The sequence below is a fragment of the Pseudoalteromonas sp. 2CM28B genome, from assembly GCF_023161935.1.
This window is the reverse complement of record NZ_JALNTH010000026.1, coordinates 1-15,233: the sequence shown is the minus strand read 5'-3', so window position 1 is coordinate 15,233 and position 15,233 is coordinate 1. Positions and strand designations below refer to the sequence as shown.

General features: G+C 42.3%; 13 protein-coding genes, 1 tRNA gene and 1 other RNA gene. 2 read left to right on the top strand and 13 right to left on the bottom strand.

Going from position 1 to position 15,233, the window contains the following annotated elements; genetic code table 11:
* Positions 1-10: 10 nt before the first annotated feature.
* Genes rplI through rpsF form a run of 4 tightly spaced genes read right to left on the bottom strand, consistent with a single transcriptional unit; the run spans position 11 to position 1,441 of the window.
* Complete coding sequence (gene rplI, locus MTN96_RS25430) at positions 11-463, bottom strand: 50S ribosomal protein L9 (RefSeq protein ID WP_004588457.1); 453 nt, start codon at positions 461-463, stop codon at positions 11-13.
* 35 nt (positions 464-498) lie between these two features.
* The gene (gene rpsR, locus MTN96_RS25425) at positions 499-726 is read right to left on the bottom strand and encodes a 30S ribosomal protein S18 (RefSeq protein ID WP_002962753.1); all 228 of its coding nucleotides are present in this window, start codon (positions 724-726) and stop codon (positions 499-501) included.
* 12 nt (positions 727-738) lie between these two features.
* Positions 739-1,056, bottom strand: a complete 318-nt coding sequence (priB, locus tag MTN96_RS25420) for a primosomal replication protein N (RefSeq protein ID WP_004588456.1) — start codon at positions 1,054-1,056, stop codon at positions 739-741.
* A gap of 43 nt (positions 1,057-1,099) precedes the next feature.
* Positions 1,100-1,441, bottom strand: a complete 342-nt coding sequence (gene rpsF, locus MTN96_RS25415) for a 30S ribosomal protein S6 (RefSeq protein ID WP_004588455.1) — start codon at positions 1,439-1,441, stop codon at positions 1,100-1,102.
* Between the two features lie 395 nt (positions 1,442-1,836).
* Between rpsF and MTN96_RS25410 the strand changes: the two genes are divergently transcribed.
* A complete protein-coding gene (locus MTN96_RS25410) occupies positions 1,837-3,036 on the top strand; it encodes an alpha/beta hydrolase-fold protein (RefSeq protein ID WP_248533070.1) in 1,200 nt (399 codons plus the stop codon).
* Positions 3,037-3,319: 283 nt separating this feature from the next.
* Here the strand turns inward: MTN96_RS25410 and MTN96_RS25405 are convergent, their stop codons facing one another.
* The 4 genes from MTN96_RS25405 to MTN96_RS25390 are packed head-to-tail and all read right to left on the bottom strand — an operon-like array spanning position 3,320 to position 7,588.
* Entirely contained in the window at positions 3,320-4,486 is a 1,167-nt protein-coding gene (locus MTN96_RS25405) for an FAD-dependent monooxygenase (protein WP_248533068.1), read from the bottom strand.
* Complete coding sequence (gene ubiH, locus MTN96_RS25400; RefSeq protein ID WP_248533066.1) at positions 4,483-5,670, bottom strand: 2-octaprenyl-6-methoxyphenyl hydroxylase; 1,188 nt, start codon at positions 5,668-5,670, stop codon at positions 4,483-4,485. The genes MTN96_RS25405 and ubiH overlap by 4 nt, the downstream gene beginning before the upstream one ends.
* Before the next feature lie 15 nt (positions 5,671-5,685).
* On the bottom strand, positions 5,686-7,008 hold the full coding sequence (gene pepP / locus MTN96_RS25395; RefSeq protein ID WP_248533064.1) for a Xaa-Pro aminopeptidase: 1,323 nt from the start codon (positions 7,006-7,008) through the stop codon (positions 5,686-5,688).
* Positions 7,009-7,033: 25 nt separating this feature from the next.
* A complete protein-coding gene (locus MTN96_RS25390) occupies positions 7,034-7,588 on the bottom strand; it encodes a UPF0149 family protein (RefSeq protein WP_004589599.1) in 555 nt (184 codons plus the stop codon).
* A gap of 193 nt (positions 7,589-7,781) precedes the next feature.
* On the opposite strand from MTN96_RS25390, the gene ssrS reads away from it, so the two are divergent.
* A non-coding RNA gene (gene ssrS / locus MTN96_RS25385) (6S RNA) lies at positions 7,782-7,965 on the top strand.
* A 129-nt stretch (positions 7,966-8,094) separates the two neighbouring features.
* Here ssrS and MTN96_RS25380 read toward each other — a convergent pair.
* The 5 genes from MTN96_RS25380 to MTN96_RS25360 all read right to left on the bottom strand — a co-directional run bounded on the left by MTN96_RS25380 (position 8,095) and on the right by MTN96_RS25360 (position 15,232).
* Positions 8,095-11,178, bottom strand: coding sequence for an efflux RND transporter permease subunit (locus MTN96_RS25380; RefSeq protein ID WP_004589597.1), 3,084 nt, complete (start codon positions 11,176-11,178; stop codon positions 8,095-8,097).
* Complete coding sequence (locus MTN96_RS25375; RefSeq protein ID WP_248452333.1) at positions 11,175-12,491, bottom strand: efflux RND transporter periplasmic adaptor subunit; 1,317 nt, start codon at positions 12,489-12,491, stop codon at positions 11,175-11,177. The genes MTN96_RS25380 and MTN96_RS25375 overlap by 4 nt, the downstream gene beginning before the upstream one ends.
* Positions 12,481-13,896, bottom strand: a complete 1,416-nt coding sequence (locus MTN96_RS25370; protein ID WP_248533062.1) for a TolC family protein — start codon at positions 13,894-13,896, stop codon at positions 12,481-12,483. The genes MTN96_RS25375 and MTN96_RS25370 overlap by 11 nt, the downstream gene beginning before the upstream one ends.
* A 222-nt stretch (positions 13,897-14,118) precedes the next feature.
* Positions 14,119-14,751, bottom strand: a complete 633-nt coding sequence (locus MTN96_RS25365; protein WP_248533060.1) for a putative quinol monooxygenase — start codon at positions 14,749-14,751, stop codon at positions 14,119-14,121.
* 411 nt (positions 14,752-15,162) lie between these two features.
* Positions 15,163-15,232, bottom strand: a tRNA-Phe gene (locus MTN96_RS25360).
* Position 15,233: the final 1 nt, after the last annotated feature.

Below are 15,233 nucleotides of genomic sequence, written 5' to 3'. Positions count from 1 at the left end.
TAATTAAAAATTAAGCTTCAGCAATAACGATTACTTTAATAGTAGCTGTTACGTCTGAGTGTACTGCGATTGCAACGTCGAATTCGCCAGTTTCACGGATAGTACCGTGAGGTAAACGAACTTCTGATTTAGCAACTTCAACACCAACAGCTGAGATAGCGTCAGCGATGTCACGAGTACCGATTGAACCGAATAGCTTACCTTCGTCACCAGCTTTAGATACTAAAGTAACTTCTGCTAATGCTTCTAGTTTATCAGCGCGTGCTTGTGCTGCAGTTAACTGTTCAGCGATTTTCGCTTCTAAGTCTGCGCGACGAGCATCAAACGTTTCAATGTTTGCTTTAGTTGCAGGAACTGCCTTACCTTGCGGGAAAAGGAAGTTACGTGCGAAGCCAGATTTAACAACAACCTGGTCACCTAGGCCACCTAGGTTAGCGATCTTATCTAGTAGAATAACTTGCATGTTTCTACACCTTTTAAAAACTGTTAATCCGCTGCTTACTTATGTAAGTCAGTGTATGGAAGAAGGGCTAAGTAGCGAGCACGCTTAATAGCAGTTGCTAGCTGGCGCTGGTATTTAGCGCTAGTACCTGTAATACGGCTAGGTACGATTTTGCCACTTTCTGTAACATAGTTTCTAAGAGTAGCTAGATCTTTGTAATCGATTTGTTGTACGCCTTCCGCTTTAAAGCGGCAGAACTTACGACGTCTGAAATAACGTGCCATGAGATTAATTCCTCAAATAATTCTTTCTATATGCTGAGCATGCAAAACCAATTGGCTAAGGCCGTTACGACCTTCGTGGCGATTTAAAAAACCACTCACTTGCAATGCCTGCCCAACGTGCAAATGTTGAGTCTGTTGTTGCATTTGCTTACCACTGGCAACAACCTGAAGCCTAACGTAACTATTACGGTTAAGATCTGCTTCGGTTTGCATCGATTTATGTTCTACAACAAAAATACAATGCGGTATGCCTGCAGGGCTTTGGCTAAACTTGGGTGTTTTACAAACAACCCCCGATATAACCAGCTGATTCATATATGGGCTAACCATTACACTAACTGCTGACTACGTGCCATGCTAGGACTCAAAACAATTAAGCAGCTGGTGCTTCTTTCTTCTCTTCTCTTGCAAGAGGAGACGCTTCAGTTACTGCATTTTTAGTACGCATAACTAAGTTACGAAGCACTGCATCGTTGTAGCGGAAAGTAGTTTCTAGCTCGCTGATTACTTCAGTAGGTGCTTCAACGTTCATAAGAACATAATGAGCTTTGTGAAGCTTGTTGATTGGGTAAGCCAGTTGACGACGGCCCCAGTCTTCAAGACGGTGGATAGTACCACCAGCTTCAGTGATAGAACCAGTATAACGTTCGATCATACCAGATACTTGCTCACTCTGATCAGGGTGAACCATGAATACGATTTCGTAATGACGCATGGATATTCCTTACGGTTAATAGAGCCTTCTACCGTTTCGGCCGGTCGGTTTAAGGCAAGGAATTAATAGTGTAAAAGCCGAAATGAGCGCGCATTTTACGCTTAGATGGATAATTAAGCAAGCAGGTTTTTTTAAGCTTTGATAGATAAGTGTTAAAGCTATCAGCTATCAGCTATCAGCTATCAGCTATCAGGGGGATATTAATATGCGTTCGCTTTATATCAACAAGCAGAATTACGATAAGTGCGTTGGGTTTGTGTAGACACAAAGCTTGCTTGCGTAAAAAGCGCAGCTTTTAATTACTTACCCCCTCCATTTGCGCCTAAAATATAAACATTTACTCAAACCTAAAGCCGTGCAATTATTAAGCAACACATTATTTAATAAGGATATTTATGAAGCTCTTACTATCACTTGTATTTGCATTTGCTTTTAGTACCTCTTTTTTATGCCACGCAGACACTGCTACAACCGACATAACCGTTGGTAAAAAAGTCATTTTACAATCAAAAATACTTAACGAAGACAGACCTATCAGAATTTTCATACCTGACACTGTAAAAGACGATCAGCCGCTTTATGTTATTTATTTACTTGATGGTATTGAGCACTTTCATACGGCGTCAGGTGTTATAAAATCCTTAGTTGATTACGAACAAATACCTAATGCCATGCTTGTTGGTATTGATACAACAAACCGCGTGCGTGATTACTTACCTAAAGTACAAGGTGAGCCTAAAACTGAGTTTCAAACCTTTGTAAAAAATAAATGGCCCGATGCTGGGCAAACCGGCAATTTTTTAAAGTTTGTGTCTGACGAGCTCATGCCCTACATAAATAGCAATTACTCAACTAACGGCTACAACACCTTAATTGGTCACTCTAATGCTGGTACATTAGCGCTTTATACTTTAGTTAATCAGCCTGAATTATTTAACAACTACATAGCTATAAGCCCAAATAGTTGGTGGAGTGATGAAGAGTTAAAAAATAATATTATTAAATACACTAAAAACCCTAAAGGTACTCAAGAGTTATTTATTAGTGTAGCGAGTGAGGGCGCACGTTTTTATACAGGCGCATTAAATACGTTAGTAAATTTAGAACAACAAATGCCCACACAGCTAAAATGGGAATATAAGCATTACCCTACATTTACTCATATGGGCACTATACTGCCAGCCCTTAGCGATAGCCTAATTCACTTATTTAGTGACCTAATTTTTAAAGTGACTGACGAGCACGGAAAATTTGCCGATGTATCACTTATCACAGGTTACTACCAAGCACTGAGCGATAAGTACGGATTTGAGCTTAAAATTCCACAAGATGTGTACGTAGAGTTTGCCCACAGGCAGCAAAAGTTTGATAACACTAAAAAAGCGATAACTACACTTAAACACTTTACTCGTGATTACCCTAATGCTGCTTACTCCCACATGCGGTTATCGCAAGGGTACACGGCTGACAAACAGTTTAAAGAAGCTGTTACTAGTATGAAACACGCACTAAAACTTGCTAAACAAAACTCGCGCGACCCACTGTTAATTGATGCACTACAAGATATGGTGAATGAAGCCCAAGCCAATTTGTAACTGATTTAACGCAAAGCGCTTTTTAACTAACGATAATTACGAGCTACGCTCGTCGCGTCAGCAAGCTAAACGTCTACAGGAAAAATTAAGCTCAGTGTTAAACTTTGCAAGGCGCAAAGCTTGCTTGCGTGAAAAGCGCAGCTTTTAATCTGTTTAAAGCCACTTAAAAACAAAAAACCGATGTTTAACCTAAACATCGGTTTTTCTTTACTGAAAGCTGATAGCTAAAAGCTAACCACTTTACTTTATACGTTGGGCTTCGCTTCGCTCTTCCCAACCTACGTTATTTGCCTATCGCTTCTTTGGCGAACAGGTGTTTTATTGGGCCTAGGTTATCAACGAGTGACAGCCCGACTCCACGTATCAGCTTTTTAACCGGGTTGGCACCTTCAAATAACTCTTTAAGCCCTTGCATCATGGCTATGTGCTTTTGCGCGTCGAGCTTGCGGGTGCGCTCGTAATCGCGAAGCGTGCAGGTACTCGCAAACTCTTTACTATCACTTGTCAGTAGCTCAATTAAATATGCGGCGTCTTTTAGGCCTAGGTTCATACCAAGCCCTGCAAGTGGGTGAATGGTGTGCGCTGCATCACCCATTAATACCACTTTGCCACTTACCCATTGCTGGGCGTAGCGCATTTTAAGTGGAAATGCTGCGCGTTTACTTTGCACTTCACACAGCCCGCATTGGCCATCTATGGCTGCCATTACAGCTTTATTAAAAGTAGTGTCGTCCATTGCTAGCAATTCATCGCAATGATTAGGGCTGGTAGACCACACAATAGAATGGGTGTTGTCATCGCTAAGGGGTAAAAATGCCAGTGGCCCAGTTGGTAAAAACACTTGGCGTGCGGTGTTTGCGTGTGGCTCTTTGGTTTTAACCGTAGCAACCAATGCATGATGGTCGTAATCTTTAAAGCTTAGCGCCATATTAAATTGTTTACGAATAGCCGAATTTGCGCCATCGGCCGCCACCAGCAGCTTAGCAATAATAGGCTCACCGCTTTTAAGGGTTATAAATACGTCGGACTCACTTTGGTGTATTTGTTGATACTCAGTATCAAACATCAGTGTGGCAGTGGGGTGTTGCTCTAGCTCTTTTATAAGTGCAAAACGAATAATATCGTTTTCAACTATATGGCCTAAGTGTTCAAGCTCAAGTTGCTCGTTATTAAAGGTTATTTTACCAAAGCTGTCGGCGTCGCGTACGTCCATATGCGTATAGGCACACGCTCGCTCTGCCATTATGTGTGGCCATACGTTTAATTGCTCAAACAGGTTTTGGCTTGCAATACTCAGCGCACTTACCCGCAAGGCGTATTCATCACTTGGCGGTAATTGCTTTGGCGCGGCGTCTAGCACCACAACACTTACATTGGCTTTAGCGAGTCCTAACGCGAGGGTTAAGCCTACGCAGCCACCACCCACTATACAAACCTGTGCTTGCTTCATAAACGTGTACCTTGTTTAACTTGCCCCATTAGCTGCTTGGCCAACGGTGCTTTTAATGCGGGAAATAAATCCATTGAGAAAAGCCCAATGCTGCGCCCAAGCGCTAATACCCGTGACGAGTTTGAAAAAAGCCTAACCAGTGCGTCGGTTAAACTCATTACGGTATTTATATCGCTGCTACGCTTTTGTGAATACTCACGGGTAAACGCATAACTGCCTAACTCGTTTTTACTTGTTGCAATTAAATTACTAAGTACTTGTACATCACGCAGGCCTAAATTAAAGCCCTGCCCTGCAATGGGGTGAATAGCATGAGCAGCGTTACCAATGACTACCGTACGATGCGCTGTTAATGATTCAGCTTGGCCATATACTAGCGGGTAGCTTGTGCGTGTGCCCACTTTTGTAAATTGCCCTGCCCGATAACCAAATGCACTTTGCAGTGCGTTTAAAAAATCATTTTCGTTTAAGGCTGTATGCTGCTCAACGTGCTGTTGCTTCATGCACCACACTAATGAATAACGGCTATTGCTCATTGGTAAAAGCGCCATAGGGCCGTGCTCGGTAAAGCGCTCATACGCATGGTTGTTATGCCCGCCTGCTACTTCAACATTGGCTATAATAGCGCCTTGTTCATAGGGCTGAGTATTAAAGCCTAAACCCAGTAAGTTACGGGTTGGAGATTGCGCACCATCGGCAATAACCAGTAGCTTAGTATTAAGTTGCTCGCCGCTTTGTAAAGTAACCTCATTACTGTTTAGGCTTTGCTTAATAGCGCTTACGCTATCGGGGCAATAAAGTGCAATACTCGCTTGCGTTAAACGCTGATACAGTGCGCGGCCAAACGGGTTTACCTCAACCACGTAACCTAATGACGGTTTAGCAAACTCGTCGCAACTAATATGTGCTTTACCAAAGTGACCACGATCCGACACGCTTACTTTTTTTATTGCTGCTGTGTATGGCGCACGTGGCTCAAATAAATTTAACTGCTGTAAATACTCAACCGACTGCTGTGCAAGGGCAATACTTCTATCGTCAAAACTTGGGTGGTAATCGCCCGTTACTTGGTTTGCTTCTACTACCGCAATAGTGAGTGAAGGGTTTGTTTTAGCAATGCTTAGCGCACAACTTGCCCCTGCAAGCCCGCCCCCAATAACAACGACATCAAACTGCTTAGCCACTTTATTTCTCCAAGCTTATGCGCTTTTTGCACTTTGCATAAGTGCTTCTATATCGTTTATGGTTTTAGGTACGCTCAGGGTGAGGTTTTCATGCCCTGACTCAGTAATAAGTAAATTATCTTCGATACGAATACCAATGCCTTTATATTGCTGCGGTGCGTTTGAATCTTCACTAATATAAAGCCCAGGCTCTATGGTTAACACCATGCCTGGCTCAAATGCGCGCTCAACGTTGTTTTGTTTGTAATCGCCTACATCGTGAACATCAAGGCCTAACCAGTGGCCAAGACCGTGCATGTAATATTCTTTACAGGCACCTTTTGCCATTAGCTCATCAAAGTCGCCGGTTAAAATACCTAAATCAAGTAAACCTTGAGTCATTACTTCCATTGCACGTTTATTGGCATGCGACATAAAGCCGCCGGGTTTAACTTCTTCAAAGGCCACTTCTTGCGCTTTAAGTACAATGTTATAAAGCGCAGCTTGAGGTTCGCTAAACTTGCCATTTACAGGAAAGGTACGCGTAATATCGGCAGCGTAACCTTGTAACTCACACCCTGAGTCAATTAATACTAGGTCGCCACCTTTTAGCACATCGCTATTTTGCGTGTAGTGCAAAATATTAGCGTTATCGCCACTACCAACAATGGTGCCGTACGCTGGGTGCGGGGCTCCGTTCATTGCATAATGATGATGCAGCTCTGCCTCTAGCTGAAACTCAGTAGCACCAGGGTGCGAATAACGCATTGCGCGCATATGCCCACGGGCACTTATTTCGCAGCCTTCACGCATAATGTTTACTTCGCTTGGCGATTTAAACAAACGCATTTCGTGAATAAGGCCACGCACATCTTTTATCGTACTCGGTGCCTGATAGCCTTTTTTAGGCGCGCTGCGAAGTGTGTTTAACAAGGTAAATACTTTAGTATCAAAACTTGGGTAAGCGCCTTGTGCATAAAATAAAATCTGCTGACCGTTAACCAAATCTAATAATTGTTCAGTTAGCTCACTTAATGCGCAAGTTTCGTCGAATAAGTACTCATTTTTAGCTTTTTCGAAGCCAATTCTGCGGCCGTGCCAAATTTCGGCCAGTTTATCTTTATCAAGACAAAATAACGTACTTGGCGTATCGCTGTTATTACACAGCACTAAAACGGCATCGGGTTCGTTAAAGCCGGTTAAGTAAAAAAAGTCGCTGTCTTGTCTAAATGCATATTCAGTATCGCGGCTACGAGTTACTTCACTGGCCGCAGGAATAATGGCCACACTATTTGCATCCATTTTCGCAAGTAAACGCTCTCTGCGTGCTTTAAATTCTGATTTTTGTATTTCAACCATGCTTTAACAACCCGTTTTATTTAGATTAATGTAGTGTTTTTTTAGGTGCTTTTTCTTTGCCAAGCTCGGCAAAACAAAGCAATGCCGATACACGTACATATTCAATCACTTCATGCAGGGCTTGGCTGTCTTCTTCGGTTTCGTCAAACATGGTATCTAGGCGTGTAATTTCGCTAAAATCGCTAATAACTTCTTTTACATCTGCCGATAACTTACCGTAATCTTTTTGCTTTAAACCAAATCCAAGCATAAACCCTGCAACCCATGATACGAGACCATTGGCTTGATCGATGAGTGTTTCATCATCGCTTGGTAAAAATAAATCGAACGCAAAAGCTTCATCGTTAAAACTTGCTACCACTTGCTTATAAATGGTGCCAAAAAACTGCTTTAGGTCGTTGCTAAACGCTTGGCCATCATTAAATACATCGCTTAATAAGCCTAAGTATTCTTTGTCATCAATACTTAAACCACACGCTAGTAATCCGCTAATTACGCCGTGCGCTTCTGCCGGTGAGACAAAAATTTCGTTTTTTTCTAAAAGCAGCTGGGCTTTTTGGTAATCTGGTAAGTCGCTCATGTTTATATCTTCGCTTTGCTAGTTAAGGCAATGCTACCACTCGATAAAAAGCAACTCCAATTAATTGTATGATCCTGCTCAAAAAGTAGCATGATAAGTAAATAGCGAGTTACCAGCGGGCAAAAACTACTCGAACGGTTCAATTTTTTACGTTTGGGGTTTAAGGAATGGATTATGTCTTATATACTGAACTTGTTCCCTGGGGTGCCGGAGTTTGGTTAAGTCCCTGAGCCGATAAATTTTATACCAGGATTTCTGTTCGTCTACTATTGTGCAAGCTCGGCATGTACCGAGAAGCCTACGGTAGACCGCAGCTTTCCGCCCTGAAACCTTCTGGTTTCAGGACTGACGCCGGACACCGCACGCTTGGGGAACACTTTTCTTACCTATCTTTTTGCTACTCCCCTGTTTTTAAATACCTTTGTTACTTCTATAAATTTTTAGCAAAAAAAAGCTGCAATTGATATTAATCAACCACAGCTTAGTCCTAGAACACATTTCGTTATTTATCTAAACCAGCTTTGAAAACGCTCCATCAGCATATAGTTTACTGGCACTAATATAAGCGTAATAAACGTAGCAAACACAATACCAAAGCCAAGGCTTACTGCCATTGGAATTAAAAACTGTGCTTGTGTCGCCTTTTCAAATAGTAGCGGCATTAAACCAATAAAGGTGGTTAAACTTGTTAGCATTACTGGGCGAAAACGTGCAGCCCCTGCAAGTTTAACCGCATCAATAATTTTGCCGCCTTCACTGCGTTTTTTATTAATAAAGTCGACCAACACAAGTGAATCGTTAACCACCACACCAATAAGTGCCAACATACCAAGTAAGCTCATAATGGTTAACTCCATCCCCATAACCCAGTGCCCTATTACAGCGCCTATCATGCCAAACGGAATAACGCTCATTACAATAATTGGCTGCATGTACGATTTAAGCGGTATCGCTAATAGTGAGTAAATAATAAAAAATACAAATAACAATGCCCAAGCAAGCGAGCCAAACGACTCTCTTTGCTCTTTAGCTTCACCTTCTAGCTTGTAATCAACACCTGGGTATTGCTGCATTAATTCATCTAAATACTCAGTTAGGTCGGCTTGCAGCGCGGTCATGTTGGTATTGCTTTTTTCTATGTCGGCAGTCACGTTAAGTGTGCGGTAGCGGTCTATTCGGTTAATCGTAGATGGGCTTTGCCCTGCAATTAATGTGGCTACATGCGAAAGTGGCACCGAGCCGCCCGTAGGCGTAGTAATAAGTATATTTTGTAAGTCGGCTACAGAGCGGCGCTCTTCAATAGGTAGGCGTACCATAACACGTACATCGTCACGCCCGCGTTGAATACGCTGCACCTGCGAGCCAAAAAACGAGTTACGTACTTGGTTTGCTACATCAACTCGGTTTAATCCCAAAGCAAAGCCTTGCTCGGTAAGCTCTATTTGCAACTCTTCTTTACCATCAGACATGCTATCGGCAATATCAAATACGGTTGGGTAAGTACTTAAGCGCGCTTTAACGCTTTCGGCAATTTTTTGTAACGTATCGAGCGATGTACCACTTAACTGCACATCTATAGGGTCCGAGCTGCGTCCTATTTCGGCCCTAAAGGTTACGCTTTCGGCGCCAGGAATAATCCCAATTAAATCGCGCCACTCACTTACCAGCTCACGTGAGCCAATGTCTGAGTCGCGGCTCTCTGCAGGGGTTATTTCAAAGCGCACACTGCCTGAGTTAGACACGCCACCACGGCCACCGGTTGAGGCTAAAATATTTAATATAACGCTTTCGCCGGTATCTTCATCGCGGTATTTGTCTTGCAATAACTGCGCTTTTTGCGACATATCCATTACATACTTATTGGTAACTTCAAACGGCGTGCCTGTTGGCAAGGTTAATGTTACTCGTACGGTTTCGCTTGGGATACGCGGAAAAAATACAAACTTAGTCCAACCACTGGTTATTAAAGTTAAAATTATAAAAAACACGCCAACAAACAAACTCACCGTCGCTAATTTATAGCGCAATGCTTTAGCTAAAATAGGCTGATAGTATTTTAAAATAGCGCTTTCAAATCCGTCTGCAAAACGCTGCTGAAGTACTTCAAGCTTTGATGATTTTGTTTTTTGATTACGTAGTTTTATGTACTTTAAATGAGCTGGCAGCACAAACTTAGACTCAATTAACGAGAACAGTAATACCGGAATAACCACCACCGGAATTTGTGCAAACAAGGCGCCCCGTGCGCCTTCAATAAACGCTAAAGGTAAAAAGGCCGCTACGGTTGTTAGTACCCCAAAGGTAACTGGTGTTGCAACTTCTTGCGTGCCTAAAATGGCAGCTTGTTCGCCCGACTCTGCGGTTTTTAAATGAGTATAAACGTTCTCCCCCGTTACTATGGCGTCATCCACCACAATACCCAGTACTAAAATAAAGCCAAATAAGCTCATAATATTAAGGGTTACACCAAAAATAGGCATTGCAATAAATGCGCCCATAAACGAAACAGGAATACCAATAAACACCCAAAATGCGATGGCTGGGCGTAAAAATAGAGTTAGCAAAGCCAGTACTAAAATGCCCCCTTGTAGGGCGCTGCTGGTTAGCGTAGCAATACGGCTTTTTACAACTTGAGAGTCGTCATCCCAGTAACTTAATTCAAAACCTTGTGGTAACGAGCTTTGCTTAGACTCTATGTAGTTTTTTACATCATCTGCGACATCTATCGCACTTTGCGGCCCTATGCGGTATACATCTATAAAGGCGGCCTGTTTACCGTTAAAACGTGTGCGTACTGGGGTCTCTTCAAAGTCATCATTAATGTTTGCTATATCACCTAAGCGTATTACTGTACCGTCGCTCTGATTTTTAACTACAATGTTTGCAAATTCATCTTTTCGGTAAGCTTGCCCTTTTGAGCTTATAAGTACATCGCCCCCTTCTGTTTTTAAATTACCAGCCGAAATATCAGAGCTCGACTTAGCCACAGCGGTAGATATTTGCGCAAGGGTTAAGTTGTATTGGCGAAGTGTATCTTGGCTTACTTCTATGGCGAGCTCGTAATCGCGTACACCACTTAGCTCAACCTGCGTAACATTAGGAAGGCGTAAAATATCGTCGCGTACTTGCTCGGCGTATTCTAAGGTTTCTTTTTCACCGTAATCGCTCGCTACAGTAACAGCTATTACTTCGCGTTTTCGTTCGGCAAGCGCCACAATAGGCTTTTCAGCATCGGCCGGAAAAGTGTTTATAGCATCTACACGGCTTTTTATATCGGCTAATAACTCGCGCGGGTCGTAGCCACTTTCTACTTCTATGGTCACCGACGCCGAGCCCTCTGATGAGCGGCTAGATATTTGCTCTATACCTTCTAAATCTTGAACGGCTTCTTCTATTCGAATGGTAACCCCTTGCTCTACATCCTCTGGGGTTGAACCACGCAAAGTAACGCTTACACTTATGCGATCTGTTTCAAACGATGGAAACACCTCAAGCGGTATTTGACTCGATAAACTAAATAAACCCGATAGCAGTAACGTAATAAGCAATAAATTGGCTGCTACATGGTTTTTTGTAAACCAAGCAATCATGGCTTATCTCCTTGTGCAGCACGGCGTTTTTGTATTAGCTCTTCAACACTAATTCCCATTTCTTGCGCTTTTTTTTCTAGCTGCTCACGCGATGGACGCTTACCTTTGCCTGCGCCATTTGGGCCTTTTGCTCGCATATTTTGCGTATCGGTCTCGCCTAAAATGCTTACTGCTGTGCCTGAACTTACTTGCCCAAGCGGTGTAATTACTAACTTATCGCCTGCATTAAGGCCTGTTTTTACCATAGCTTGTGTAGCATTTTGCCATGCAAGCGTAATGTTTTTACGCTTTAACAGCCCCTCTTCAACCACATACACGTAGCTGCCTTGGTAAATAGTACTATTAGGAATTATTAACGCATCAGGCACTGTTTTACCGCTAATTTGCGCTGTGATGTATTGCCCAATTTTAATTGGGTATTGGTTATTAGCCGTGGCTTTGTAAGGGTCATTTATCTGCGCAACAATATACAATTGCTGTGCGCCTTCATCGATAGCGCCCTCAGTGCGTATTATTTGCCCTTGCCATGTTTGCTCGCCCACTAAGTCAGATTTAAACTTAACGAGTGAGCCGGCTTGGTTTTTACTGCCATCTCTGTATTGCTCTGGCAAACTAATATACGAAAGGTCTTTATTTTTAATTGGTAAGCGCACTTCAACGCTGTCTATGGCATAAATAGTTGCAAGTTCTGTGTTTTCGCTTACCACTTGGCCAAGGTCTACATTACGACTAAGCACACGCCCAGCGTAAGGCGCAGTAATTTGGGTACGCTCTAAATCAAGCTGTGCTTTTTCAAGTGCGGCTTGTGCTGAAAGTACTTGTGCTTGTGCAGCCGCTAGTTGGGGCTCGCGAAGTACTAAGCTGCTCGCTTGCGATGAGCCACCTAAACGCTTCCAATCAGTAATTGCTTGTTGGCCGCGGGCTTTTTCTTCTAACAAACTTTGCTCTGCAGTAAGTAATGCTGCCTGCGCCGATTTAACCTCAGCCTGATGATCTCTATCGTCAAGCTGTAGCAGTACATCGCCTTTTTCAAAAAAACCGCCCTCTCTAAAATCATCACTTACTTTATTAATTTGCCCAGATGCTTGAGCAACTAACAAACTTTGAGTACGCGGCTTAACCGTGCCATAGCTATCAATAAAAATTAAGTAATCTTGTGGCTCAATCTTTTTTACCGATACGCTCACCGTGGCTTTAGGAGGTGAGCCAAAACGTTTTGCTTCAGGTGGATTACCCTTAATAAACATAACAATTAAAATGGTGGCCACCACCACTACGGCTGGGATTAAAAGTTTTGCTGATTTAGTTTTCATCGTTATTGCTCTTAGGTTCGCTTGTTGGGGCGTTAAAATCGCCGCCAAGGGCAACGTATAGGTTTATTCGGTTAGCAATTAGCTGGTTTTTTGTTTCAATGAGTGAGCTTTGCGCATCAAAAGAGCGCGACTGGGCATCAAGCACTGTAGTGTAAGTTACTAAGCCGCTTTGGTACTGCTCAAACGACAGTTGCTCTGCTGCAAGGGCGTTTTCTTGCGCCTCTAGCGTGCTTTTATAACTGGCTTGCAAGGATTGCTGCTGAGTAATTGCGTTTTCAACATCGCTGAATGCATCGTACAAGGTATCTAAATATGCTTGTTCTTGTTTTTGTGCATTTAAGCGTGCTACTTCTTCATTTGCTTTTAGCTGGCCACCATTAAATATTGGCGCAGAAATACTGCCTAATAAAGACCACGCTAAGCTTGATGGCGAGAATAAATCGCTCACTCTATCGGTGCTATCACTCACACTTGCTGATAAGTTTAAACTAGGGAAACGCTGTTTATGTGCATAGGCTAGGCCTGCATCGCTTGCTAATAACTGGTACCAGCTTGCGCGCAATTGAGGCTTGCGTGTAATTAGCTCAGAGGGAATACCGGTATTAATCGGCGAAAGAAAAACAGGCAGTTCAACCTCTGCTGATATATCGCCTTTGGGGTAGCCGCCTAATAAGCGCTCTAAAGAACGCGACGCGCTTACAAGCGTGGCTTGTTGATTAGCAATACGAGTACGCTCGTTATTAAGCTCATTACGGGCTAAATATACATCGAGTGCTTCATTAATACCTTGGCGGTAGCCTGATTCAATAATATCTAAGTTTTGCTGTGCGTTTTCTTCTCGGCGTTTATATAAATCGAGTAACTGCTGGGCGGTTACTAAATCAAACCAGCCGGTGACAACATCGGCCACCAATTGCTGCTTAGCTTGCTCAAAACTAGCTTGTTGCGCTAAGTAGTTTAGGTTGGCTTGGCGTTTAGCATCAGATAACTTACCCCACACATCTACTTCATAGCTTAGCTCTAAAGTGACGGAGCTGGCATTATCATAACTTACAGGTCTATTGTCTTTACTGCGCCTAGTTTGCGCAGATAAATCAAGATCGGGCCAAAGCGCAGAGCCTGAAATTATTAATTGCTGCTTTTGTATTTGTACATCGTAGGCACTTTGCAGCAAAGCCTGATTATTATTAAGTGCTTTATTAACAAGGTCTTCAATGTAAGGGTTTTCTAACGTTTGCAGCCATTGCTGATCTACTGCAAGTGTATTTTGTGCTAAACCATGTTGCCATGTCGCTGCAATGTCGCTGGGTGCTTGCTCGCGCTGCTGAGGGTTTAGCGTACCCGCACAGCCGCTCAACAATATCAAGCTAAGAGCCAATAAAGTTGGCTTAGTTTGCCAAATCATAGTTAACCTAAATTACTGCCATTTATGAATGTAATTCAAGCACTTTGGCAAATTTTGCTCAACTTACTTTACATAACATTACATACGTTGCGATGAATTAACATAATAGTCAGTTATTATAAAAACCGGCAGGGAATTTGAAGGGTATTTATACAAAAAAGCAAATAGCGTGTAATACACTATTTGCTAAATTGGGTAAGTAATGCTGTTAAACACAAGCCTTTAAATTTCTTTAACGAAGCTCATATATTGCTGCATATCGCCAACAACTGCTTGCGCTAATAATTCGCTTGTTTTTACTGCGTACGGCTGTTTAAAGTGAATATCCCACAACGCAGATTCACTGCGCCAATGTTCATAAACAACTAATGTATCGTCGTTATTTTCAATACTATATAAATCAAACACTAAGTTACCAGGCTCCTGGCTGCGCGTTTGCGTTAAATGAGTTGCGAAACGCTCAATGACTTTATTTTTAAAACTTGGCTTAATCTTAAAAATAAAAAACACAATACATATATCATCTTCAGGGTTAACAACTTTTGTATTACGCTCATGCAGCGGAGCTGGCACTGTATCTTCTAATAACATGACCTGTGGCGCCGATTGGCTGATTTCAGGCAGCGCATTTAATAACGTTTGTGTGTAATCCTGTGCGCCATGGTAATCAACTGCATTTTGATCTTCAAAACGCTCATAAGCAAAAAAGACGCCTGGCTCGTTTTTATCCTGATATAAACGCATCTCTATAAGACCTGTTTCGGCTTTAGCACCTTGCTTGTCTTCTTCTAGTAGCGCTTTAAATTGTGCGATGTGCTCGTCTTTAATTTCAAACTTAACAATTTGCGTGATCATAATTAGCTCCAGCTTTAAATTACTGATACCAATACGCTTAATTAAGTGATCTATTTTGAGGCTTGAAAAACATGTTGATAGCTAGGCAAAAAAAATCGCTATTTAGTTGTTCTAAATAAGAATTTTTAGCGCCGGTAGCGACACGTTTAGCCCCGCAAAATGATTAAGTATTATTACGGATTGGCATTATTAAGGCTAAAGGTACCCTGCACTTTATTACTTAAATCAATCATATTGAGTGATTAAATGGAGTGAGTAATAACAGCACCTAACCTTTTGATGAGGTAATTATGCGCATGCAAACAAGGGAGAAAAAGAGAGGATATACCCAATTAATATGGACTGTTTTGTCCATAATAAATTTAAAGCAAAAAAAAAGCCCTGCATGTGTATGCAGGGCTTTAATATAAATGGTGCCTCGACCCGGAATCGAACCAGGGACACGAGGATTTTCAATCCTCTGCTCTACCAACTGAGCTATC